Genomic DNA, 23,579 nt, shown 5'->3' with positions numbered 1-23,579 from the left:
CCATGTTAGAAGGTTCAATCTTACAAAAGCTAGAAACAGCCCATCGCCATACCACCAGGCCAATTCGATTCGGTGTTTACTACAAAAATACCCTAGTTGCCCTGTGCCACGCTCTAGAAGACCATATCTTAACAGATGACGGTACACCCCTAGTTATCACAGCCTTTCAACAGGGGAAATGGTATCTACAAGAAGCTAAACGATATGCAGACATCGCCCATCGTAGCCGCCAAATTGCCATTATGGCCGCCTCTGAATCTGGCTTTGCTGAACATCCTACCAGCCAGCTACCCAATGTAGACTTAGTAGGATTAGATGCAGGCGATCCAGTTGAACAGGAGTGGCACTTAATTATTTTATCGCCTAAATACACAGCAATGGTAATTTGTCAAGAATTATCGGAAGCTGATTATGGCAGCACTGGAGTACCGACATCAGACTTAGAGCGGAAATTCTATGGTTTGTGGACATTTGAGCCGGAGTTAGTCCAAGAGACAGCAGAAATAGCGATCGCTCACATCAAAAAATACAACCCAGAACTGGCCCAAAAACTCACAGCCGACAAACAACAAATTGTACCGTCAATGGACAGATCCCAAAATTTAGGTGCAGTTGTCTCCCGTGTAGTAGATTACCTCCAGACTGGGCAAGATAATTTATCCATCCCAACAGCGTCTCACCAACAAACGCTAGATCGCAACTTGGTTTCTAACGAAATCCAAGCCTTTTTGCGAATGGCGCAACTGATGGATATGGCAGATGTGAACAATCCAATGGCAGCTGCGGAAGTAGTAGTTCTTGCTGAAGCGATCGGCCAGCTTTTGGATCTTCCCGCCTGGCAGATTAAAAGATTGCGCTTGGCGGCTTTGTTACATCGCATAGATCCGTTACAAAAAGCAGAAAGCGTTCTCACAGATGGTATATCCACACGCTACCAAGAAGATGCTCCCAGTTGTCCTTTAACTTGTCCCTTAGTACCAGGGGCACAAGTATTGCGAACTATGCCAAGATTACGAGCCGTTGCCCAAATTATTACTCACCAAAGCGAGTGGTGGAATGGCACAGGGGAACCAGCAGGTTTAGCTGGAGATGAAATTCCCTTAGAGTCGAGGATCTTGGCATTATTGGCAGACTTTCAGTGGCGAGTTAATGAGCAAAAATCGTCAAATCAAAGCCGGGAACAGATATTTACTCAAGCTTTAGATGAATGCAAACAGCAACAATCTAACCGCTTTGACCCTAAACTTGTAGATACCCTAACTTTATTAGTTATGGGTTTACAACAGGGACTCGACTTACCCATCATGACACCCAAAGTCAGCGCCGGCATCTGGATACTGGATTCCCAATGGGATAGCCACAGCAACATAAGTGAGCAGATTGGTAGTTACTTTACATGAATATTGAAGCCATTAGATTAGGAAAACTCAAACAACTTCCAGGGGCAAATTTAGAAGACGAGGAACTCTCCCGACTGGATTTAAGCCGCATTAATCTTGCTGGCGCTACCCTTGTCGGCACTAATTTCGCCGCTTCCAAACTCGAAGGTGGGCATTTGGAGGGGGCAAATTTGATGGGAGCCAACCTCCAAGAAACTGATTTGCGGGCGAACTTGATGGGAGCAAACCTGATGCAAGCAGATTTAACGGGCGCTGACTTGCGGGGTAGTAATTTACGTGGCGCTAACTTGATGGGAGCCAGACTCAGTGATGTGTCATTGGTAGGTGCTTTCTTGAGTGGTGCCAATTTGATGAACGTCAACTTACAAGGCGTTGATTTGCGCGGTTCTGACTTGCGCGGTGCAAACCTGACTGGGGCAAATCTCAAAGGTGCAGATTTGAGTCGCGCCGATTTGCAAGGGGCTTTATTGAGTGAAGCAAACCTGGAAGAAGCTGATTTGCGGGGGGCGAATTTGGCAGGGGCGAATTTGACAGGAGCTAATTTACTTTGTGCAGAGTTAGAAGGTGCAAATTTGAGCGGCGTTAATTTGAATAAAGCGTGTGTGGTGGGGACAGTGGTTGAGACGCTTACGTAAAGATTCCACCAAAAAGCCCAGTATTATTGGCTATTGTTAAAATTTTTGCAGATGAAGCAGGTGAAAATTTGTGAGCCTAAAAGAAGTTATCAGACTAGCAAAGCAGCTTTCAACTGTGGACAAAGTACGTTTGATCCAACAAATTGCTCCTGATATAGAACGCGAGTTAACAGATAAACTGTCTATCCATTCCCGCCAATCCTTGTGGGGACTATGTGCTGATTTAGGAAACGCACCTTCCACAGAGTAAATTGATGTAGCCCGTACTGAAGAATGGGCTAGCTTTCCACGGGAGGATATTTGATGCTGTGTGCTGTAGCTGACACTCATCTGCTATGCCGAACTCTCACAACTCTCTAGAACAACTTGACCGTTTTCAGGATCTATTTTGATGATATTTGCCTTTAAATGGTGATTAATTTTGAAGAATTGGTTTGGATGGTCAACAGATGGATGGAACATTTTTGAGGTCGGTAACAAGGCATATAAATCTCCAATATCAACAAACACACCATAGTCTTTAATACGCCGTATAGTGCCGCTAACAAGCTGACCAACCTGCAACTGTCTGAGTCTAATTGAAACAGAGCGATTTAGTAGTACTACATGATTACAGTCCTCTCTTACTTTTATAATATTGAGTGGAAATTCCTCCCCTACTATCAATTCCTCCCTATGCTTATCAACATAAGTAAGAACTGTCCCACGCAAACCCTCAATTTTCACTAATGCACCCCTCGAAGTCTTTTTAAGGATTTTTCCATATACTGTTACGTCCTCAGTCTGCAATTGCCGTACCCGTTCCCATGCTTTTCGCATCTCTAGTTTACGAATTGAAAAATAAACCGTTGGTGGATGCTCTTGAGAACACAAGAACCACTGAATAGTTGCTGATACTCCGCTTCCGTGAACATCACGAATTTTGGTGTGTACGATCAGGTCTTCTCTACTTATGGAATGACCACATTTTTTAGAAGCCAGATCCAATGTAACCTCGTACAAGCGATCGCTATCTTTCAGTGTCTCAGATGAACAATGCGAGAAGAAAATATCGTGTTCGCCATCGTAATTTCCTACAACTAGAAATTCTCGGATTTCATTAAGTTGCACAGCTTTTTCTGGGGACTGAATCTCATTGAGTGATAGCTCTAGGAGTGGAACATAAGCTAGTTGATCGGTATAAAAATCAACAAAAACACCTGTAGGCTCCAGCTTAATGATTTTTCCAGTGATAATATCGCCAAGTTGAAAGCTCTCTAAACTAAAGCTAATAGCATAGTGTGCTTAACATAACCCATTATATAAACAATTTAGTAAGCGTGTTAATCACAACAATAACAGCTAAACTTTAGCTATTGTTCGTGTTGTTGCATACTCAGGAAACAGTCGGTATAACAATAGTTTTAGTATTCATCAAAACGCTACGTAGGCTTTTCCATTTTTAATTTTTCACCGTTCGCCCTCGTATCCCCAAAGCTAGTACACTCATTAACAACACCCCCATCACTCCTTGTAGGGGATTATTATTCACACCAGTTACCCAATCAGGAACCTGACCAGAATATTTAACTAATTCGCCAACATTAATAATGTAGTAACCCCAGACTAAACCACCATGCAAACCAATTGGTAAACCCAAGCGTCCCCTCCGCCAACGCTTTCCCCATACCTGCGTTAACCCCAGCAGTACTAAAGCTGGAAATTGTGGCAATGTATGAATAATTGCCTCCAAGGGTTTAATAAAATGCAATGTGGCAAAGGCAGTTGCATCTGTCCACAGTGCGACACGAGGACTGTAATCTCGTTGTAGTTCATCTAGCAACCAGCCTCGGAATAACAATTCCTCAGCAAATCCAACACCTAAGCCAACAAGTAAACCCTCTAAAACAACTTTTAGCAAAAAAACTTTCGGTTGTTGCCACACCAACCAACCCAATAAACTTTCTACCCCAAAAAGTATCAGAATATTAATTATCCCCAGAGACAAGCCACGCAATAAATCCACACCGTTCTGTCGCGTGAATTCTAAGCCATAACGCCGTAGAATTTGAGGCTGCTGGTAGACATATTTACCCCATAGTCTCAGGAGAAAAATAAATACTCCATATAACAATACCAATGTCAATATACTTTCTAAATTTGAATCATGTACTAGTAAGTATATTGGTGCAGCTAATGGCAACCATAGCAACAATAAAGTCAAAATAAAACAACCCAGCCTAATAGAGGCAGGGCGTTCAGCTAAACGGACAAGGTTTTTTTTCATACCAATGTTAAGTCACCAGCCAATACTTTATATTTCAACTAATGACCAATGACCAATGACTATTCGTCAGGTTCAATTGTGCTACTTAAACCGTGACTTATCAATGTTTCGCAATAGAACTCAGCGTGTTCCAGAGCGCAAGTAATCACTAAAGCTAGCCCGTTAGTATGGGCTTCCATCATGATGCTAACAGCCTGGGGTTGGGTAAGGCTTGGTACAGTGGCGATTAGTGACTGTACAACATGCTCCATAGAGTTGTAGTCATCGTTATGGAGCAAAACGCGATACCGAGGCGCTAGCTTACGAATTGTGGAAGGCTTTTCAATAGTTTCAACTGACACGGCTCTTTGCTCTTTTCTTGTTGATTCACTACTACAAAGTGTCTGTGTAGCGATCGCTTAACAGTTATTTACCTATTCTATAGTATTTCAGTTCAGATACTATGCTAGAAAAACCGCTCAACTTAGTTTTGCGTAGCCACTTGCGAGGCAGATGTCTGAGACATACTTGCCGTGAGAGTGCTACCCTAATCTTACAGAAGCTTCCTTAAACCTAGCGTATTTTCATTTTTAAAATTAAGGAAATTGCAAAATAATCCTTGCCCCTGCCCAAACTCCATAATCATGGACATTAGCCTAGATTTTCTTCAACCAGGACAAATTGTGTCTTTAGAGCATGGCGACAGAAATCTGTATGCAGAAGTCATTCAATTTGTAGTTTCCCGCCAGTTGTGCTGGGTACGTCCTTTAATAATGGTTACTTTGATTCAAGAATCGCCGCTAATTACCGATTTGCGAGATGCGTCTGACTTGCTTTGGCCTGCAAATTTATTTCGACCAGCATTAGACACAGAAGTAATTACCTTCTTGAGTCAAGTTTTAGCAAAAGAACCAAAAACTGAGCCTGACTCAGCCGCCAAGCAGCAACTTAATCAATTTATTCACCAACTATGGTCAGCATATCAATAGGCATAGGGCAAAGGATATGACTAGAAGTTAGTTTATCTGGAGCGCCAAAAGCCATACTGATGATATCAACTCCCTTCGCAACGAGTTCATTCTGCTTGTGGACAATTTCAGCAAACAGAAAGGGAGGAATTTTTTCTCGGCGTTTAGCGAACTACATAGCGATTTACTCCGAATGCACAATAATGTAGAGGGTTATTAGCACGGTTTACCCCGGATTTCTCACGAGGCTGGAGAAAAGAGGAGTTAAAAACTGCCAAAATATCTATTGCACATGAATTTCAGCAGTTTTAAGCATGACCCCTCAGAAAACAGATTGTATACCGGAACAGTTCAAATTTGAACAAGTAAAGTCATGTCCAGTCGTAGTTAATTTCAAGGCTGAGACTGTAACATCAGATGCAGGGTTAACTTTAATTGCGGAGCTAGACCGGAAAAGAGGAATTACATCGCGATTAGCAAGATGTTTCAAAGATTACCGAAATATGAATAGAGTTGATCATTCAGTAAAAAGTCTAATCGGGCAGAGAATATATGGTTTGATAATGGGTTATGAAGACTTAAATGACCACGAGGAACTACGTCACGACCCAATGTTTGCTCTGGCACTAGGAAAAATAGTCGATTAATTCAGCTTTCACAATCAATTAAATACCGTGCGTCTCAAGAATATGAACAAAAACTGCAACCAGTAGTTAAGTTTTTTGAATCCTTATTGGCACCGTCACCAGATTTACACCTCGCAGCAACAGCATTTGTGAAGAATTCAGTTTGGTATTCATCGCTTAACTATAAAACTCTATATTCTTGGAGTCGAAATCGTCGGGTTGTTGCTAAAGTTGAATATAGTAATCAAGGGGGTAGATACTCGTTTTGTAGTAACTTCACTAGCGATAAATAAAATCCCGCCTGGAAAACTTTATACAGAAAAATATTGTCCAAGAGGCAACATGGAAAATTGTCTCAAAGAGCAAAAACTAGAACTAAAAAGTGATAGAACAAGCACCCATACATTTGCAGGTAATCAACTACGGTTGTGGTTTTCATCTGTTGCCTATATTTTAATGAATGCTTTACGAGAGAAGTGTTTAGCCAAAACAGAACTTCAAAACGCTACTGTTGGCACTATTCGGACAAAGTTACTGAAGTTAGGAGCAACTATCACGATTAACTGCTGAAAAATCTTAATTTCAATTAGTAGTTATTGCCCCTATAAAGGAATTTTCGCTCTGGCCTACAATTATTTATCTCTCTTACCCTGTCCTGGTTAATTTTTACTTAATTGTCATCATAATGATTAGCTTACTGGGGTTGAGTTTACTGAATTTAACCCTGTTTTCGGCTGCCTAATTATTGCTAATCATAGTTTTTACTTCAGTATTTTTCGTTTTATTTGTCTTTTATTTATCTTTAAAGACTCGGATAATACGTGATTATCTTCGGTTTCTGAATTGAATCCACTGATGTATAAAATATATTTTCCTAAATTTTACTCATCTCAATGATTTTTTCGTACTTGTGAGAAATCCGGGTTACGCCATTTTAGTTATTGAAATAATCAACCTCAGAGAAAAATACAAACAATAATATCGCTCTTATTATCCTACCTACCTTTACTAAAACTTGTTTTACTAACTCGAAATTTTGATTACTTCAGTATTCATCAAATTTACTTTATATATCTCTATGCATAAGCAGTTAGGAATAGCCGAAGCTAGGAACCAACTTAATTCTACCAGCATCCATCTCCGACATTAATAATTCCAGAGCTTCATAATCAACGTCAGAAATATAACCAAGTTCTGTCAGTTCTGAGTTGATTTCATTTTCTATCTCAGGAGTTAGCTTTTTAATGTCAAGAGCTTTTTCTACCAATTTACGAATAGCGTACTTAGTTCTCATAAGTAATACATCATCCAACTGTAATATGATACTAATTATCCCAGAAACGTCTCAGTATAAAGAGCGATCTAAATCCTAATTTATTTGTGATATAGATCACATTTAATTAGTTAGATAGATAATTTGCTATGACTCTGACGTATGCCATCAGCAACGCTAAAGTGGGAGATTTAACTTACCGTTAAGACTTGGCTAAATTAGCTTTAGTTATAGACTAAGCAAGTTTTATCAGCATAGTTACTGATCTATTTGTTTGCTCTATGGCTGTCTATGTTGATTGTTTTTGAACTGAGATAAAAAAAAAGTATATATAAACACATTTTAACCTGGAATTATAACAATCTTTAAACAGAGATACTAAAGAAATAAAGATTCAGCAAAGAGAGCTAAGACGTATGGTCGATGCAACAGAATAGAGTTTATGTTCAAATAATCCTTAGCGTGACGCTTCAATAATTCTCAATAGGATGTAACCATGCAAGCAGTGCTTAACTATCCCAAAATTGCAGTCATTCGCCCCCAAGGGTATTTGAATGCTACAAACGCCTTGGAATTTGAACGAGATATGACCACAGCGTTGGTACAAAATGATATTTCCATCTTGGTAGTAGACCTCGCAGCAGTAGAATCCTTAGATAGCGCGGGGTTAATGGCATTGTTATCTACACACAAGTTGGCTCTGAGTTTAGAAAGGGGTTTGCGACTTTGTGCTGTAGCTCCGTCAATTAGAATTATTTTTGAACTAACGCAACTCGACAGCGTATTTGAAATATTGGATGGTGAAATTGAGTTAGCTGCAACATAATTTATAACTTTATGTATGTAAAAGCACAAAAGTTCGGTTAAAAAGTGGAGTTTATGTAAAGGAGTTATAAGTTACAACGAGAAACTATGTTAGGAGACCTAATTCAATGCTAATGTTGGGTTTGGTTAGCTGTAATTAAGGTAGCTAGAAGATAGCACAGTGGCTGTTGCAGTTGAGAAATTAATAACATCGGATATTTTAAAACCAGGGCGTTACCTTGGTAATGAGCGTTTAGCAGTACACAAAGCTTGGGATAAGACAGCAATACGCTGGGTCTTAACCTACCCGGAAGTATATGAAGTCGGTGCATCTAATTTAGGGCACATTATCCTATACAACATCTTGAATGCCCAACCGCGTCAATTGTGCGATCGCGCCTACCTCCCAGGAAAAGACCTGGCAGCCAAACTACGCGAAACTAATACGCCATTGTTTGCGGTAGAGTCAAAGCGATCGCTCACAGAATTTGACATTTTAGGTTTTAGCCTCAGTTACGAACTGGGTGCAACTAATATCTTAGAGATGTTGGATCTGGCTGGAATTCCATTGACGTGGAGAGAAAGGCAAAAAGCCGTGGAAGCAGGGGGAGAATTTACGAATCTCCAATCTCAGTTTCCGTTGATTTTTGCTGGTGGGCAAACAGCAACATCGAATCCTGAGCCTTACGCTGACTTTTTCGACTTTATCGCCCTTGGGGATGGAGAAGAACTGCTCCCAGAAATTGGTTTGGTATTGGAAGAAGGCAAACAAGCAGGATTGAGTCGGGAAAATCTGTTACTGGATTTGGCACAGATACCAGGCGTATATGTGCCTCAGTTTTACGATATGGCAGAGGATGGCTCAGTTCATCCTCGTCGCACTGACGTACCAAAACGAATTCTGCGACGTGTGGCAACCCCCATACCAGCATATTCCATTGGGTTAGTTCCTTATGTAGAAACGGTGCATGACCGTTTGACAATTGAGATTCGGCGTGGTTGCACTCGTGGCTGTCGCTTCTGTCAACCAGGAATGCTGACTCGGCCAGCACGGGATGTAGAACCCGATAAGGTTGTAGAAGCAATCGAACAGGGAATGCGGGCAACTGGTTACAATGAGTTTTCCCTGCTATCTCTGAGTTGTTCTGATTATTTGTCCCTACCAGCAGTAGGGATGGAAATCAAAAATCGCTTAAAAAATGAAAATATTTCTCTGACTCTACCAAGCCAACGGGTAGACAGATTTGATGAGAATATTGCCAATATCCTGGGAGGTACACGGCAAGGTGGACTAACTTTTGCTCCAGAAGCTGGAACTCAGCGGATGCGAGACATCGTAAATAAAGGTTTGACGAATGAAGAATTGTTGCGGGGAGTAAAAACCGCTTGGGAGCAAGGCTGGGATAAAATCAAGTTGTATTTTATGATTGGCTTGCCAGGTGAGACGGATGTTGATGTTTTGGGCATTGCGGAAACAGTCAGCTGGCTACAGCGAGAATGCCGAGGCAAAGGTAGAAAACCCCTGAACTTTAACCTGACAATTTCTAACTTTACGCCCAAGCCCCATACACCATTCCAGTGGCACTCAGTTTCTACCACCGAATTTAAGCGCAAACAAAACCTGTTGCGGCAAGAATTCCGGCGGATGAAGGGAATGAAGGTAAATTTTACTGATGTCCGCATTTCGGCAATGGAAGATTTTGTGGGACGAGGCGATCGCAATTTGAGCAAAGTAGTCCGCCGCGCCTGGAAATTGGGTGCAGGGATGGATTCCTGGTATGAAAATTTAGATCAGGCTTTTAGCGCTTGGGGAGATGCGATCGCCGGGGCCGATCTAGATTGGAAATACCGCCAAGTAGAAAATGGCGAATGGAATTTGTTTCACGCACAAGAGCAGAACAAATCGCCAGATGCGGAAAAAGCCCAATCCCTTAGTCCTCACTCCCTAGATACTCCCCTACCTTGGGATCATATTGATACCGGGATTGATAAAAACTGGCTCAAAGAAGACTTACAACGCGCCTTAGCAGCCGCAATTGTACCCGACTGCTCTTTTGAAGGTTGTTCTCACTGTGGCGTATGTGGAACCGACTTTGGCCATAACGTCGTGATTGCACCACCTGTTATCCCACAATTCGCTGGCGATTTTGTTCCCAACACAACCAAGGCACAACGACTACGAGTTTGGTTTGGAAAACAGGGTAATATGGCTTTGGTAAGCCACCTAGATTTAATCCGTCTGTTTGACCGAGTTGTGCGGCGAGCAGGCTTGCCTATTGCTTTCACTGGTGGGTTTCATCCAATGCCGCGAATTTCTGTAGCAACTGCTTTGGCTCTAGGTGCTACTAGTAGCGGTGAAATTGCGGATTTTGAGTTAACTGTACCAGTGGACATCGATACTTTTCGAGAAGAATTGGTTCGGGAAATGCCCACAGACATACCTATATATAATGTGGAGCAGATAGATTTAAAAACTCCGGCAGCTACTCAACTGCTAGAAACCGCAGAATATTTAATTACCGTAGCAGCACTTGAAGAAACAACACCTATACAATGGCAAAACTGGATTGATACCATCAAAGCAAAGGATGAGCTTTGGTACGAGCATACAACAAAGTCAGGTAAGAGCCAGTTAATAAATCTGCGCGATCGCTTATTTGAACTGGAATTATTAGAAACCCACAAAGGCATTGCAGAATCTATATCTGTTATCCGTTATGTAGGTAGCTATCGCCAAGATGGTTTTCTATTGCGTCCTGAACAAATCCTGTTTATGCTAGGGATAGTGGGTAGTGGAGAATTTCAACTCCTGCACATCCACCGCAATCGGCTAATTTTAGCGGTATAATCCCTGTAGGGCAGCTTGCTAGTAGTTGTCCTAACATGTTACATCGTCAGAATTGATTTTTAGCAAGGTTGCGTTAGAATGGGGTGAAGAGAATTTTTCTGGCGCTGCATTGAATTAGCTGGTTCACTACCCTGGTGTTCAGGGGGCGAAAGCAAAGATATTAGAGTGCAACTTCTAGGATTTTATCCCAGACAAACTGAGGCAGATTAAAGAACACACTCTCTCTTTATAGCTAACTTGTGAATCAGTAACTAACAGCAGGCTCGGTTAGCTTCTCTAAATCCATACTTTTCCAACAACTGCTGAATCTCTAATCCACAGTATTGCCCAAGAGCTAGTGCGTTACTCTTCTAGAGTTGTGTGCCCTTGGTGTTACCGTAGGGTAAACAACTACTGTAGGTTAAGCCGATTTGCAGACGTTCACCAGACGCGCAAAGCGCGGCTTAAAAGTAGGGTAGCAGCTGGCGTTGCTGAGTATAACCCTAAGAATAAATCCAGGGAATGGAAAATAGAAATAGTTTCTTTTTCTTAACGACTTCAGTAGGTTACTCTCAAAAAAAGCTTCCTGAGTTAAAAACTCACTCAGGATTCAGAACTTTCAACTCAGAACTCTCTTCATTGAGAGTATTGCATTGCAAATCAACCATAGATGGTTGATTTAATTGCTTAAACATGCAGCCGTTCTGGAATAATCCGCCGTGAAAACGCTCTTAAGAGCGCCAATAGCTATTTAACTTAGAACATCAGGTTTGCGATTTTTATCATCAGTAGCGCCTTTTGAGGGTTGCAAGGGCAACAAAGGTATAACAAACCTCCAGACCTATTGGTGCTGCCAATTTTTGAGGAAATTGAATGCCAAAACAAATTATCATCGCGGAGCAGCACCAAATTGCTGCTGTCTTTTCCGAAGATCAAATACAGGAACTCGTTGTTGCTACCGGTCATCATCAAATAGGTGATATCTACTTAGGAGTAGTAGAAAACGTATTGCCTGGGATAGATGCGGCTTTTGTGAATATTGGCGACCCAGAGCGCAACGGTTTTATTCATGTTACCGACTTGGGCCCATTGAAACTCAAGCGTACCGCAGCAGCCATTACAGAACTATTAGCACCACAGCAGAAAGTTTTGGTGCAAGTAATGAAAGAGCCAACGGGGACAAAAGGGCCCAGGCTCACGGGTAATATCACCTTACCCGGACGCTACGTAGTACTAATGCCTTATGGTAGGGGCGTAAATTTATCCCGACGAATTAAAAGTGAAAGTGAGCGCAACCGCTTACGGGCACTAGCGATTTTGGTAAAACCGGCGGGAATGGGTTTGCTCGTGCGTACAGAAGCCGAAGGCAAACCAGAAGAAGCGATTATGGAAGATTTGGAGTTGCTGCAAAAGCAATGGGAGGCGATTCAGCAGGAAGCGCATTCTACCCGTGCCCCAGCACTGCTCAACCGAGACGATGATTTTATCCAGCGCGTATTGCGGGATATGTACGGCGCGGATGTCAATCGGATTGTCGTAGATTCCAGTACTGGTTTGAAGCGCGTGAAGCAGTACTTACAGAATTGGAGTGGCGGTCAAACACCGCAAGGATTGTTGATTGACCATCACCGCGATCGCTCCCCAATTTTAGAGTACTTCCGCATCAGTGCTGCGATTCGAGAAGCGCTGAAACCGAGAGTAGACCTACCTTCTGGCGGTTACATTATCATCGAGCCAACCGAGGCATTAACCGTAATCGATGTTAACTCAGGTTCCTTCACACGATCGGCGACAGCCAGAGAAACAGTTTTATGGACAAACTGTGAAGCTGCAACAGAAATTGCTCGCCAGTTGCGTCTGCGGAATATTGCCGGAGTGATTGTCGTTGATTTCATTGATATGGAATCCCGACGTGACCAACTGCAAGTTCTCGAACACTTTAATAAAGGACTCAAAGCAGACAAAGCTCGTCCCCAGATTGCTCAACTTACGGAACTGGGTTTAGTAGAATTGACCCGCAAACGTCAGGGTCAAAATATTTACGAATTGTTTGGTGAAACTTGTCCCACCTGTGGCGGTTTAGGGCATACTGTGCGTCTGCCTGGAGAACTTGAAAATCGATTACCAATACCAGCAGAAACACCAGAGCGTGAGCGTTTTGTATCTCTACCTCACCGAGAACCACGTCAGCCATCTGCCCGCGTCCCGGAACCACGAGAAACTTATGATGGATTTGGGGAAGCATTTGACGGCGACTCGGAATCGACTAACCTAAATCTGATTAATCATCCTAGTTATCAAGAACTTAATGATAATAAGCGTCGTACCCGCACTCGCCGCAGTCGAATTGGCATCAATGGGTTAAACGGGAAAGATGAATCTCGGGTTATTGCCAATCCATTAGCTTTTGCCAACGAGCCAGATTTAGACCTTGATATAGAACCAGAATTAGGAGTTACACCAGAAATTCCCTCACCCACCCTTGGTAAACCAGGTTGGAATGAAAGAGTAGAGCGCACTGTAGAGCGTGCTAAAGTTATCAAGCCAGAACCAGTTAAACCAGTGGTAGAACCACCGGAGATTAGAACTGTAGAAATGAGCCTCCAGGAACAGGATATGTTTGCCTTGATGGGAATATCTCCCTTGGTGAAGTTAGAGCAAGAGGTTAAAAATACCAAATCTGTGATTATTAACGTGATTCAGCCTGGTCAAGTGCGAACGACTCCAACTGAATCCATCTCAGAATCACCTATTGCCCAAAAAGTAATACCGGAAGTAGTTGCAACCAAGTCACCAATACCAAAAGTTATTGAGCCAGAACAAAAATCTTTGATAGAAGAGACACTTGAACCAGCTGAGTTGACTGCCAATCCTTCGGAAAGCTTTCCTGCAAAAGCCTCCGTCAAAGCGATTGCAGATGAAAATGATTCAAGCAGCGCCGCCAATGCGATCGCAGATGAAAGTGATGCAAACAGCGCCGCCACTGCTAGCCGCCGTCGCCGCCGTCGTTCCTCAGCGATCGAGGATAATTAATTTGCTTTATGGTAGAAACATCACCAACGCTCTTGGAACAATCCAATTGGCTGGAGTTTTCTACCTTGTCAGGGATTCCAGGATTGGTTGCAGGTGTGGATGAAGTAGGGCGAGGCGCTCTATTTGGCCCGGTGGTGGCGGCAGCAGTGATCCTACCAGATCATGCTTTGCCAATACTGATGGCAGCTAAAATTAAAGACAGTAAAAAGTTGTCTAGTTCTCGGAGAACTCAGCTAGCACAGCAAATTTGTGGGCTGGCTATAGACTGGAAAATCGGGTTTGCTTCTACTGCCGAAATTGACAAGATAAATATTTTGCAAGCGACACTATTAGCAATGAAGCGGGCTGTACTGAAGTTAAAGGTACAGCCTGCAATCTGCTTGGTTGATGGCAATCAGTCAATCAAAGACTTGCTATTGCCACAACAAACAATAGTTAAGGGAGATGAGCGATCGCTCGCTATTGCCTCTGCTAGTATTGTTGCCAAGGTTTGGCGTGATGATTTGGTACTGCGTCTAGCATTGAAATACCCTATGTACAACCTAGAGCGTAACAAGGGCTATGGTAGTCAACGTCATTTGCTGGCTCTGCAACAATATGGGCCATCGCCCCTACATCGTCAGTCTTTTCGTCCTTGCCAAATCAAAGTACTGAACGCTGAGTGATTAAATGATTACTCAGCATTCAAGATTGGCAATTCGGTACTGTCACTGTCAAGTCTTCTATCTTTAGTTTGTGATATCACCCAGTAGCGATAATCAGTCAAAAGTTGATTTAATAACCTTTGCTTAACCGACAACAGCACGCTTTTGAGCAAACCATTACCAGTAGCTTCTAAAATTGGCTTAGGAGTAAAGGAAAATGGCGGTGGTAAATCCACCAGCACTTCTAAATCAGCCCTTCCTTGCAGACGAGTGCCAGTGCTAAACTCTTTGGGAGACAAATGCCCTTTTAAATTAAGGGCAAAGCGCTGGTTAATATACTCGAAACCCAGGATTTCACAGCCTAGCGATCGCAAATAAATTATTCCATTTGATTCTGCCCAAACTCTCATGTCTACAGTCGGTTGAATGCTTAATGACATAAAAGTGAGCGGACGCATTTTCAAGCGAAATACTTCCTCAGAAAGCTGCTGAGTTCGGGTGTTGTCAGCCAAAGCCTTAACCAGACGTTGAGGCTGACGCAAGTAGTGCTGAATGTGAATAGGCTGCTCTGGAACAGCGATTTCAACCGATTGGGAGGCAGTAAACCGGGTAGCCATGAGCGGATAAAAATATCTGTCTCTTAATTTTAATATTTTTTAACAACTTAAATTTGATTATTAGAAAAGTACAAAATTATCGTTGCTTATCAGCTATACAGCATTAGCAAAAATTTGGTACGCTCATTACTATCTTTAGTTCAAGAAATATAGATTAGGATTAGCCCTTTCAAGGTGGGTAAAAATTTTGGTCAATAAATTCCTCTTTAAACTCTGGACTCTGTGCCATCTGCGTCGCTCTGGTTAAAAAAAATACTTTCCAACCGCAGAGGCACAGAGAAGCCAGTGCGTTGGGCGGGTTCCCCGACTTGTAGCAACTGGCGCAGCGCTGAGAAAAAATAAGAGATTTTACGAGTTACCTTGAAAGGGCTAAAATTAGGATTTAACTCTTGACACAAAGTAAAGAATGTGAATTTTTATTTGGTGAAAAACTAACATAATTGCTCTGAAGATTTCAGAGCAATTTCGCCAAAAAAACTGCCAGAAAATCTATCTGGTAGAAGGCTAGTTTTCATAATTTGTTTTCCTAAATACATATTTAGGACTATTCGTTTAGTGGGTAAATTTTATAAATAACAGTTTTTACTAATAGTAAATATTGAAGATATTTGCCGAATCCAAAATATCATAATCTCTGTTTACACATTAAACTCACAACTCAAGGCTAAAGGCATGACTCTATCGATCGCACATTTAGGACCTCCCGGCACTTACGCAGAACAAGCAGCTGTTCTGTATGTCAACTGGTTGACTAAAAGTACGGGAGATAAAGCTACCTTATCTCCCTATCCCACCATCTCACAGTCACTGCACGCCGTTGCTGATGGTCAAGCTCACCTGGCTGTTGTGCCAGTGGAAAATTCTATTGAAGGGAGTGTTACTACAACATTGGATACACTCTGGCAGTTAGACAGTTTGCGAATTCAGTTGGCTTTGGTATTACCCATTGTCCATACCTTAATTTCCTGCGCCTCTGGTTTAGATAAGATTAAAACTGTTTACTCTCACCCGCAAGCTTTGGCACAATGTCAGGGATGGTTAGAGCGATTTCTCCCGACTGTACAGATCATCCCCAGCAATTCTACAACTGAAGCACTACAGCGATTGGAGCAAGAGACAACAACAGCAGCGATCGCTTCTAGTAGAGCCGCTCAACTCTACAACCTGCCGATACTTGCCACTGGTATTAACGACTATCCAGAAAACTGTACTCGTTTTTGGGTAGTAAGTCAGGGTGAAGCAGATGCTGGATACCAGACATCAAAAGTGCCTACTAGTCACACATCGCTTGCTTTTAGTATGCCTGCTAACACACCCGGAGCATTAGTCAAACCTTTGCAAATCTTTGCTCAAATAGGAATTAACCTCAGCCGGATTGAATCTCGTCCGACGAAGCGATCGCTAGGCGAATATTTGTTTTTCATGGATTTAGAAGCAGATGTCAAGGAAGCACAAATACAATCTGCTTTAGCAGAATTAACTATTCACACAGAGATTTTAAAAATTCTTGGCGCTTACAATGTTTTGCCGATCGGCGTTTTTTCTTGAGAAGTTAGGAGTTATCAGTTAGGCAATATAAATTATAAGTTGTCGATCTTGTATTTTTTGTTATTTTTCCTAACTCCTAAACTCCTCACTTCTCACTTTTCATTAAACGTGTCTTTGAGAACAGCGCGAGCTGCCAAGTGATTACGAGTAGAAGTTAAAATTTCTGCTTCCCGCTCTAGACGCGTTGCAGTATCTTGCATTTCTAGCAATAACTGTTGCTCTGCGGCGACACCATAAAGATTACTGGCTACCCAATAGGATAGTTCTGTTGGTAGATCGGGCAAATCTTCTGGCAGTTCGATATTTTGTTCGGTTAATTTACCTGATAGACGCACAACATCTCGCAGTAGTTGTTCTACTTCAGTTGACAAAGGATGTAAATCTTTAGTTGGTGGTTGGTCTTCAATCCACTCAACTAAGCCAACGCGATATGGCTTTTCACGAACATACTCTAATACACGAAATCTTTGCTGCCCTAATGTCAACATCTTGATTCGATCATCTGGCAGCCGTTGGTGATGAACGATTTCTGCACAGCAACCAGTGTTTGCAATTGTACCTTTGACTGGATCGAACATCAAAACACCGAACCTGCGATCGCTCTCCAAAATCGTGTTCATCATGATTCGGTAGCGAAATTCAAAGATGTGTAAAGGTAATGGTCTAGTAGGAAACAGAACTACTTCGGGTAACGGGAACAGAGGTAGTTCACGAACTGCAATTTTAGAAGATGATGTCATTGTTACCTTGGTATAAACTTAATCTTTAAAATTTCTTTTTCTCTGCTTTTCCCGTATTTTGTCTATATTCTATCATTTGTTTCCTAGCTAAATAAAAGCCCTGAGATATATTTCTTCAGGGCTATGTAAAAATTAATACTAATACCATTTGTCTTTTGTCCTTTGCTAATGACAAATGACCAATGACTAATGACTAAATTAAAGTTTTACTTCAATATCCACACCCGATGGTAGATCCAATTTCATCAGGGCATCTATAGTCTTAGAAGAGGGCTGGTAAATGTCAATAATCCGGCGATGGGTACGGGTTTCAAAGTGTTCCCGTGAATCTTTATCTACGTGAGGCGATCGCAGCACACAATAGATACGGCGTTTTGTTGGTAAAGGAATTGGGCCTATGGCTGTAGCGTTGGTGCGGTTAGCTGTATCTACAATCTTCTCGCAAGATGTATCTAATAAGCGTCGGTCAAAAGCCTGTAAGCGAATTCTAATTTTCTGCTGCTGTAGAGTTGCCATCTTTAATTTTCCAGGTTCTGCGTAATTAGGGGATTATTTACAGGTTAAAGGTTACAGGGTAAAGGTTACAGAAAACTATTACTTGTCCCCTGTAACCTATTACCTTATTTATAGAGGGAAGAGAAAGGAGCAGAGATGAATCATACCATCTCTGCTCCTTTGTTATGAGCAAAAAGGTGCTACTTGATGATTTTGGAGACGACACCAGCACCGATGGTACGTCCACCTTCGCGGATAGCGAAGCGCATTCCTTGTTCAATAGCGATCGCGTTGATCAATTCTACTGTCATCTTGATGCGATCGCCTGGCATCACCATTTCTACTTCTTTGCCTTCATCGGAGGTGTAGGCTTTGATGGTACCAGTTACATCAGTTGTCCGCACGTAGAACTGGGGACGGTAGCCAGCGAAAAATGGAGTCTTACGACCACCTTCTTTTTCTGTTAAGACATACACCTCACCTTCAAATTCATTGTGAGGTTTAATCGAACCAGGTTTGGCGATGACCATACCCCGTTCAATATCAGCCTTCTGGATACCCCGGAGTAGTACGCCAGCGTTATCTCCAGCCATACCTTGGTCGAGACTCTTCTTGAACATCTCAATCCCAGTTACGGTAGTGGCGCGAGTATCTCTGATACCCACTAGTTCAACGTTATCGCCAACTTTGACTACACCCCGCTCAATCCGACCGGTGGCGACAGTACCACGACCTGTAATTGAGAACACGTCTTCTACAGCCATCAGGAAGGGTTTATCAACATCCCGCTCAGGAGTGGGGATATAAGAATCTACAGCATCCATCAATTCGTAGATTTTGTCTACCCAAGGATTTTCACCGCGTTGGGTCTTAGGATTTTTGGTCATTGCTTCTAGAGCTTGCAGACCAGATCCTTTGATAATGGGGATGTCGTCACCAGGGAAATCGTAGCTGGAAAGCAGTTCTCTCAGTTCTAGTTCTACTAGTTCCAAGAGTTCTGGGTCATCCATCAAATCTTCTTTGTTCAAGAAGACAACTAGACTGGGAACGCCTACCTGTTTTGCTAACAGGATGTGTTCGCGGGTTTGGGGCATAGGGCCATCGGTAGCAGCAACTACGAGGATACCTCCGTCCATTTGGGCAGCACCAGTGATCATGTTCTTCACATAGTCAGCGTGTCCTGGACAGTCTACGTGAGCATAGTGCCGACTTGCAGTCTCATACTCTACGTGAGCGGTATTAATGGTAATACCCCGTGCCTTTTCTTCTGGGGCATTATCAATTTGGTCGTAGCCCTTAGCTACAGCCTGACCCATAGCTGCCAAGGTCATGGTAATGGCTGCTGTCAAGGTAGTTTTACCGTGGTCAACGTGGCCAACTGTACCGATATTGATGTGGGGCTTATTTCTTTCAAACTTTGCGCGTGCCATGAATGCTCATTTCCTTATTTTAACTAAGCGTTCCCTTTGCTTTTTGCAATGATAGTTTCAGCTACGCTGCGAGGCACCTCTTCGTAGTGGCTGAACTCCATCGTGAAGGTACCCCGACCTTGCGTTTTTGACCGGATATCAGTGGCGTAGCCAAACATACTCGCCAGTGGAACTTTGGATGTTACCTTAGCGAGTCCCTTTTCGGTGCTTTGGCTTTCAATCTGCCCTCGGCGGGTGTTGAGGTCGCCAATGACGTTCCCCATATAGTCTTCAGGAACTTCAACTTCAACTTTCATCATAGGCTCTAAGATGACAGGTGAAGCTTTCAGCACAGCCTCTTTCATCGCCATTGAGCCAGCGATTTTGAAAGCCATTTCTGAAGAGTCTACATCGTGGTATGACCCATCAATTAGCGTCGCTTTAACGTCAATCAATGGATATCCAGCTAGAACACCGGATTCACAGCTTTCTTTCATCCCTTGTTCTGCGGGGCCAACGTACTCTTTAGGTACTGTACCGCCAGCAATTTTGGAAACGAATTCAAAGCCAGTACCGGGTTCTCCAGGCTCCAAATTGATCACAACGTGACCATATTGACCTTTACCACCACTTTGGCGGATGAATTTGCCCTCAACTTTGTTCACAGCTTTCCGAATTGTTTCTCGGTAAGCTACTTGTGGCGCACCTACATTCGCTTCCACCTTGAATTCTCGTAACATCCGGTCTACTAGAATTTCTAGGTGTAGCTCTCCCATTCCCGCGATCACGGTCTGATTTGTTTCGGGATCGACGCGAACACGAAAGGTGGGGTCTTCTTCTGAGAGAGATTGCAGAGCTTTGGACAACTTGTCCATATCGTTCTTGGTTTTGGGTTCAACCGCCACCGAGATCACAGGCTCAGGAATGAATAGGGATTCCAGAATTACTGGCGATCCATCATCACAGAGCGTGTCACCTGTTAAGGTGTCTTTCAAACCCAGAGCCGCTCCCAAATCACCTGCTCGCAGTTCATCGACATCTTGCCGATCGTCTGCCTTCATGAGAACTAAGCGGGAAATCCGTTCTTTTTTATTCTTACTAGCGTTGAGAACGTAGCTGCCCTTTTTCAGGACACCAGAATAAACGCGAACAAATGTCAGGCGACCGTAAGGGTCAGCCATAATTTTGAATGCCAGAGCTGCTAGGGGTTCATTGTCATCAGCCCGCCGCTCAATAGTATCGCCATTGGGCAGTAAGCCTTGAATTGGCGGTACTTCACTTGGCGCTGGCAGGTAATCTACAACGGCATCCAGCATCAACTGCACGCCTTTGTTTTTGAATGCTGAACCGCAAAGTACTGGTACAATTGTCCCCGCAATTGTGCCTTTACGCAGAGCAGTCCTAATTTCCTGTTCTGTAAGTTCTTCGCCCTCGAAGTACTTAGCCATCAGAGCATCATCGGTTTCTGCCGCAGCTTCTATGAGCTTAGTGCGGAATTCGTCTACCTGCGCTTGCAATTCTTCCGGGATATCGGTTTCCTGGATATCGGTTCCTTGGTCGTTGGCGTAAATATACGCACGTTGCCGTACTAGGTCAACGATGCCTTGGAAGTCATTTTCACTACCAATTGGTAGTTGAATAGCGATCGCATTCGCCCGCAGGCGATCGCGGATTTGCTCGTGAACTTTATAAAAGTTCGCTCCGGTGCGATCCATCTTGTTGATAAAGGCTATCCGAGGAACTTTGTAGCGTTCTGCTTGTCGCCACACTGTCTCAGACTGCGGTTGCACGCCGCCCACAGAACAAAATACTGCGATTACACCATCCAACACGCGCATGGAACGCTCAACTTCAATTGTGAAGTCTACGTGACCTGGAGTATCGATAATGTTAATTTGATGATCTTTCCAACTGGTACTAATAGCAGCAGCAGTAATGGTAATTCCCCGTTCCCGCTCTTGCTCCATCCAGTCTGTGACGGCAGTTCCTTCATGAACTTCGCCAATTTTATGAATTATCCCAGAGTAAAATAATATTCTCTCTGTTGTTGTTGTTTTGCCCGCATCTATATGCGCCGCAATACCAATGTTGCGTACTTTCTCTAGCGGGATCGTGCGTGCCACAGCTACCTCCTATAGTTTTTGCCTCATGATATCTTGTATATTACTCTTTGTTAAGATTCTATACTTTTGCGGAAAACCGTCTTCTTTTTGTAAATCCACGATATACCGCTTCGGCAAGGCGATATATCGCTTTTCTACTTAATAACGATAGTGGGCAAATGCTTTGTTAGCTTCCGCCATCCGGTGCGTTTCTTCGCGTTTCCGAATCGCATTGCCAGTTTCGTTAGCAGCATCCATTAACTCATTTGCCAATTTGCTTGCCATTGTCCGGCCTGGTCTAGAACGGGAATATTGCACTAACCAACGCAGTGCTAAGGTAGTGCCCCGTTCTGAACGCACTTCCATTGGTACTTGGTAGGTTGCTCCACCTACTCGTCTAGCTTTCACCTCTACTAAAGGTGTGGCATTTCGCACTGCTCTTTCAAAGGTTTCTAAAGCACCATTTCCAGTGCGTTCCTCAATAGTTTTCAATGCTTCATAAACAATTCGTGCGGCAAGTGATTTCTTGCCATGACGCATGATCCGCCTGATAATCATGCTCACAAGGCGACTGTTATATACAGAGTCAGACGGAACTGGGCGCCTTTGAATAACACCACGACGAGACATACTTCACCTTTAATTCGGAATTGGCAACGAAATTATATGCTATCAGACACCGGAAACTAAAAGCTGTGGAACCCAACCCTCAGACTTTTTCAATTTTGTTTTCGACTGTTGCAGCAAGGCTGACCTATTGACTGCCAATTTTGGATTAGAGTTTTTGGTAGACGTTCCGACCACAAGGATTGGAAAAAATCAAAAGTCTGTAAGCCTCATCCCCTTGTGGGTTCGACCAATCCAAAATTGCAAATCTAAAATCTAAAATTCATTGACTTGCTACCTGCAATTAAATACTTAAGGTGACAAGATTCTAAACCTTAATGTCCAGATTAGAATTCTGCTGTGGGTTACAGCATTCTCCTCAGAACTTCTACACTTGCTCGCTTAGTGTAGGTGTAGCTTGCTTGATTTTTTTTTAACAGACTGAGCAGCTTTCATAACTGCTCTTAGAACACATACCCTGATAGTTTTTTGTCCTTGGGCGCTTCGTAAGATAGACGATTAACCGTGTTGGGTGCGATTAATCGCCTAATCCTATTTTTTCGCTTCTTTCGGACGCTTGGTTCCATACTTGGAACGCCCTTGTTTACGGTCTTTAACTCCGGCTGTATCTAGGGTGCCACGGATAATGTGGTATCTCACGCCTGGTAGATCCTTAACCCGACCACCACGAATCATCACAACTGAGTGTTCTTGTAAGTTGTGACCAATACCTGGAATGTAAGCTGTAACTTCAAATCCAGATGTCAGTCTGACTCTTGCTACTTTGCGTAGAGCTGAGTTAGGCTTCTTGGGTGTGGTCGTGTATACTCTGGTACAAACTCCCCGACGTTGAGGGCATTGTTTCAGAGCCGGGGACTTGGTTTTCTGACGCGCTTGCTCGCGCTCATTACGTATTAGCTGCTGTATTGTTGGCATGAGTTACAGCGCGTAAAGCTGCTTATATGTCTAAGTTTTAACAAATCCTGATTATATCGTTTTTTAGTGTTTTATGTCAATTGTAATTTTTCCTTTGTTATTAGCAAATGATCGCTAATTAAGAACTATTGATTGGTTGTCAAAAAAGAATTGCCACAGCCACAGGTTGCGATCGCTTGGGGATTGTGGAAGCGAAAACCACCACCCATTAAGTCTTCTGAATAATCTACTCTCAAACCGTTGAGGTAATTTAAGCTTGTAGCATCTATGACTATTTGAATCTCATCCAAGTTGAAAACCTGGTCGCCAACTTTTATTGTTTCATCGAAGGACATATCATAAAATAACCCAGAACAGCCACCTGGTTTTACTGCCAATCGAAACAAGACATTTGGCTGCTGCTTGGACTTTATTCGCCCAATTTCACTCGCGGCTGCTTGACTCAGATGAATCATGGAAGTCGTTTTTTGCAATTGAATACCCCATCTTCATTTTACAGACAGATGGGTTAACTCTTGCTTCTCGAAAATTCCAAATTACCGAAGCCATCAGCGCGATCGCTATTACTACATTTATAGCACAACAAACTTCAGTCCCCACCTTAACTAGGTAGGGACTTCTGGGGTGCAGTGGTTCGCAAAGACGATTGGCACAAAAATGTATTCAGTTTT

The 23,579-nt window shown here is 42.9% G+C and carries 21 protein-coding genes and 1 pseudogene; 10 read left to right on the top strand and 12 right to left on the bottom strand.

Features of this window, described 5'->3' with window-relative positions:
- Window positions 1–2 precede the first annotated feature (2 nt).
- From FD724_RS21870 to FD724_RS21860, 3 genes are all read left to right on the top strand, one after another.
- Window positions 3–1,400, top strand: coding sequence for a DICT sensory domain-containing protein (locus tag FD724_RS21870; RefSeq protein WP_179074079.1), 1,398 nt, complete (start codon window positions 3–5; stop codon window positions 1,398–1,400).
- A complete protein-coding gene (locus FD724_RS21865) occupies window positions 1,397–2,035 on the top strand; it encodes a pentapeptide repeat-containing protein (protein ID WP_179074078.1) in 639 nt (212 codons plus the stop codon). Before FD724_RS21870 ends, FD724_RS21865 begins: the two co-directional genes overlap by 4 nt.
- Window positions 2,036–2,105: 70 nt before the next feature.
- The gene (locus FD724_RS21860) at window positions 2,106–2,285 is read left to right on the top strand and encodes a hypothetical protein (protein ID WP_179074077.1); all 180 of its coding nucleotides are present in this window, start codon (window positions 2,106–2,108) and stop codon (window positions 2,283–2,285) included.
- Window positions 2,286–2,368: 83 nt separating this feature from the next.
- Here the strand turns inward: FD724_RS21860 and FD724_RS21855 are convergent, their stop codons facing one another.
- The 3 genes from FD724_RS21855 to clpS all read right to left on the bottom strand — a co-directional run bounded on the left by FD724_RS21855 (window position 2,369) and on the right by clpS (window position 4,642).
- Entirely contained in the window at window positions 2,369–3,247 is an 879-nt protein-coding gene (locus FD724_RS21855; RefSeq protein ID WP_256874607.1) for a S1 RNA-binding domain-containing protein, read from the bottom strand.
- A 229-nt stretch (window positions 3,248–3,476) separates the two neighbouring features.
- Window positions 3,477–4,301: a CPBP family intramembrane glutamic endopeptidase gene (locus FD724_RS21850; protein WP_179074076.1), complete on the bottom strand. Its 825-nt coding sequence runs from the start codon at window positions 4,299–4,301 to the stop codon at window positions 3,477–3,479.
- Between the two features lie 59 nt (window positions 4,302–4,360).
- Window positions 4,361–4,642: an ATP-dependent Clp protease adapter ClpS gene (clpS, locus tag FD724_RS21845; RefSeq protein ID WP_114081141.1), complete on the bottom strand. Its 282-nt coding sequence runs from the start codon at window positions 4,640–4,642 to the stop codon at window positions 4,361–4,363.
- A 282-nt stretch (window positions 4,643–4,924) separates the two neighbouring features.
- Here clpS and FD724_RS21840 point away from each other — a divergent pair, with 282 nt between their 5' ends.
- Together FD724_RS21840 and FD724_RS21835 are read left to right on the top strand one after the other, a co-directional pair.
- A complete protein-coding gene (locus FD724_RS21840; protein WP_179074075.1) occupies window positions 4,925–5,269 on the top strand; it encodes a hypothetical protein in 345 nt (114 codons plus the stop codon).
- Between the two features lie 293 nt (window positions 5,270–5,562).
- Window positions 5,563–6,537 (top strand): annotated as a pseudogene (locus FD724_RS21835) (transposase).
- A 427-nt stretch (window positions 6,538–6,964) separates the two neighbouring features.
- On the opposite strand, the gene FD724_RS21830 reads toward FD724_RS21835, so the two are convergent.
- Window positions 6,965–7,168: a hypothetical protein gene (locus FD724_RS21830; protein ID WP_094331166.1), complete on the bottom strand. Its 204-nt coding sequence runs from the start codon at window positions 7,166–7,168 to the stop codon at window positions 6,965–6,967.
- A gap of 475 nt (window positions 7,169–7,643) precedes the next feature.
- Here FD724_RS21830 and FD724_RS21825 point away from each other — a divergent pair, with 475 nt between their 5' ends.
- The 4 genes from FD724_RS21825 (at window position 7,644) to FD724_RS21810 (ending at window position 14,476) form a co-directional block, all read left to right on the top strand.
- A complete protein-coding gene (locus FD724_RS21825; RefSeq protein ID WP_179074074.1) occupies window positions 7,644–7,973 on the top strand; it encodes an STAS domain-containing protein in 330 nt (109 codons plus the stop codon).
- Between the two features lie 159 nt (window positions 7,974–8,132).
- A complete protein-coding gene (locus FD724_RS21820) occupies window positions 8,133–10,799 on the top strand; it encodes a TIGR03960 family B12-binding radical SAM protein (RefSeq protein WP_179074073.1) in 2,667 nt (888 codons plus the stop codon).
- 852 nt (window positions 10,800–11,651) lie between these two features.
- On the top strand, window positions 11,652–13,811 hold the full coding sequence (locus FD724_RS21815; protein ID WP_179074072.1) for an Rne/Rng family ribonuclease: 2,160 nt from the start codon (window positions 11,652–11,654) through the stop codon (window positions 13,809–13,811).
- Between the two features lie 8 nt (window positions 13,812–13,819).
- Complete coding sequence (locus FD724_RS21810; protein ID WP_179074071.1) at window positions 13,820–14,476, top strand: ribonuclease HII; 657 nt, start codon at window positions 13,820–13,822, stop codon at window positions 14,474–14,476.
- Window positions 14,477–14,484: 8 nt separating this feature from the next.
- On the opposite strand, the gene FD724_RS21805 is transcribed toward FD724_RS21810, so the two are convergent.
- Window positions 14,485–15,072, bottom strand: a complete 588-nt coding sequence (locus FD724_RS21805; RefSeq protein ID WP_114081146.1) for a DUF1997 domain-containing protein — start codon at window positions 15,070–15,072, stop codon at window positions 14,485–14,487.
- Window positions 15,073–15,744: 672 nt separating this feature from the next.
- On the opposite strand from FD724_RS21805, the gene pheA reads away from it, so the two are divergent.
- Window positions 15,745–16,620 (top strand): prephenate dehydratase, encoded by an 876-nt coding sequence (pheA, locus tag FD724_RS21800; protein ID WP_179074070.1) that lies wholly within the window; start codon window positions 15,745–15,747, stop codon window positions 16,618–16,620.
- Between the two features lie 92 nt (window positions 16,621–16,712).
- On the opposite strand, the gene FD724_RS21795 is transcribed toward pheA, so the two are convergent.
- The 7 genes from FD724_RS21795 to FD724_RS21765 form a co-directional block, all read right to left on the bottom strand.
- Window positions 16,713–17,360 carry an LON peptidase substrate-binding domain-containing protein gene (locus FD724_RS21795; protein WP_114081149.1) on the bottom strand — a complete coding sequence of 216 codons (648 nt, stop codon included), beginning with the start codon at window positions 17,358–17,360 and terminating at the stop codon, window positions 16,713–16,715.
- A 198-nt stretch (window positions 17,361–17,558) separates the two neighbouring features.
- Entirely contained in the window at window positions 17,559–17,876 is a 318-nt protein-coding gene (gene rpsJ, locus FD724_RS21790; RefSeq protein ID WP_008232935.1) for a 30S ribosomal protein S10, read from the bottom strand.
- A gap of 179 nt (window positions 17,877–18,055) precedes the next feature.
- The gene (gene tuf / locus FD724_RS21785) at window positions 18,056–19,285 is read right to left on the bottom strand and encodes an elongation factor Tu (RefSeq protein WP_100899834.1); all 1,230 of its coding nucleotides are present in this window, start codon (window positions 19,283–19,285) and stop codon (window positions 18,056–18,058) included.
- 23 nt (window positions 19,286–19,308) lie between these two features.
- Window positions 19,309–21,387: an elongation factor G gene (gene fusA, locus FD724_RS21780; protein WP_012410238.1), complete on the bottom strand. Its 2,079-nt coding sequence runs from the start codon at window positions 21,385–21,387 to the stop codon at window positions 19,309–19,311.
- Between the two features lie 138 nt (window positions 21,388–21,525).
- Window positions 21,526–21,996: a 30S ribosomal protein S7 gene (rpsG, locus tag FD724_RS21775; protein WP_012410237.1), complete on the bottom strand. Its 471-nt coding sequence runs from the start codon at window positions 21,994–21,996 to the stop codon at window positions 21,526–21,528.
- 528 nt (window positions 21,997–22,524) lie between these two features.
- Window positions 22,525–22,908 (bottom strand): 30S ribosomal protein S12, encoded by a 384-nt coding sequence (gene rpsL, locus FD724_RS21770; protein ID WP_012410236.1) that lies wholly within the window; start codon window positions 22,906–22,908, stop codon window positions 22,525–22,527.
- Between the two features lie 125 nt (window positions 22,909–23,033).
- A complete protein-coding gene (locus tag FD724_RS21765) occupies window positions 23,034–23,363 on the bottom strand; it encodes an iron-sulfur cluster assembly accessory protein (RefSeq protein ID WP_179075586.1) in 330 nt (109 codons plus the stop codon).
- Window positions 23,364–23,579 lie beyond the last annotated feature (216 nt).

Source organism: Nostoc sp. C057 (assembly GCF_013393925.1).
GTDB classification, from domain to species: domain Bacteria; phylum Cyanobacteriota; class Cyanobacteriia; order Cyanobacteriales; family Nostocaceae; genus Nostoc; species Nostoc muscorum_A.
Note: the sequence above shows the minus strand (reverse complement) of the source record. Positions and strands in the feature narration are given on the sequence as shown.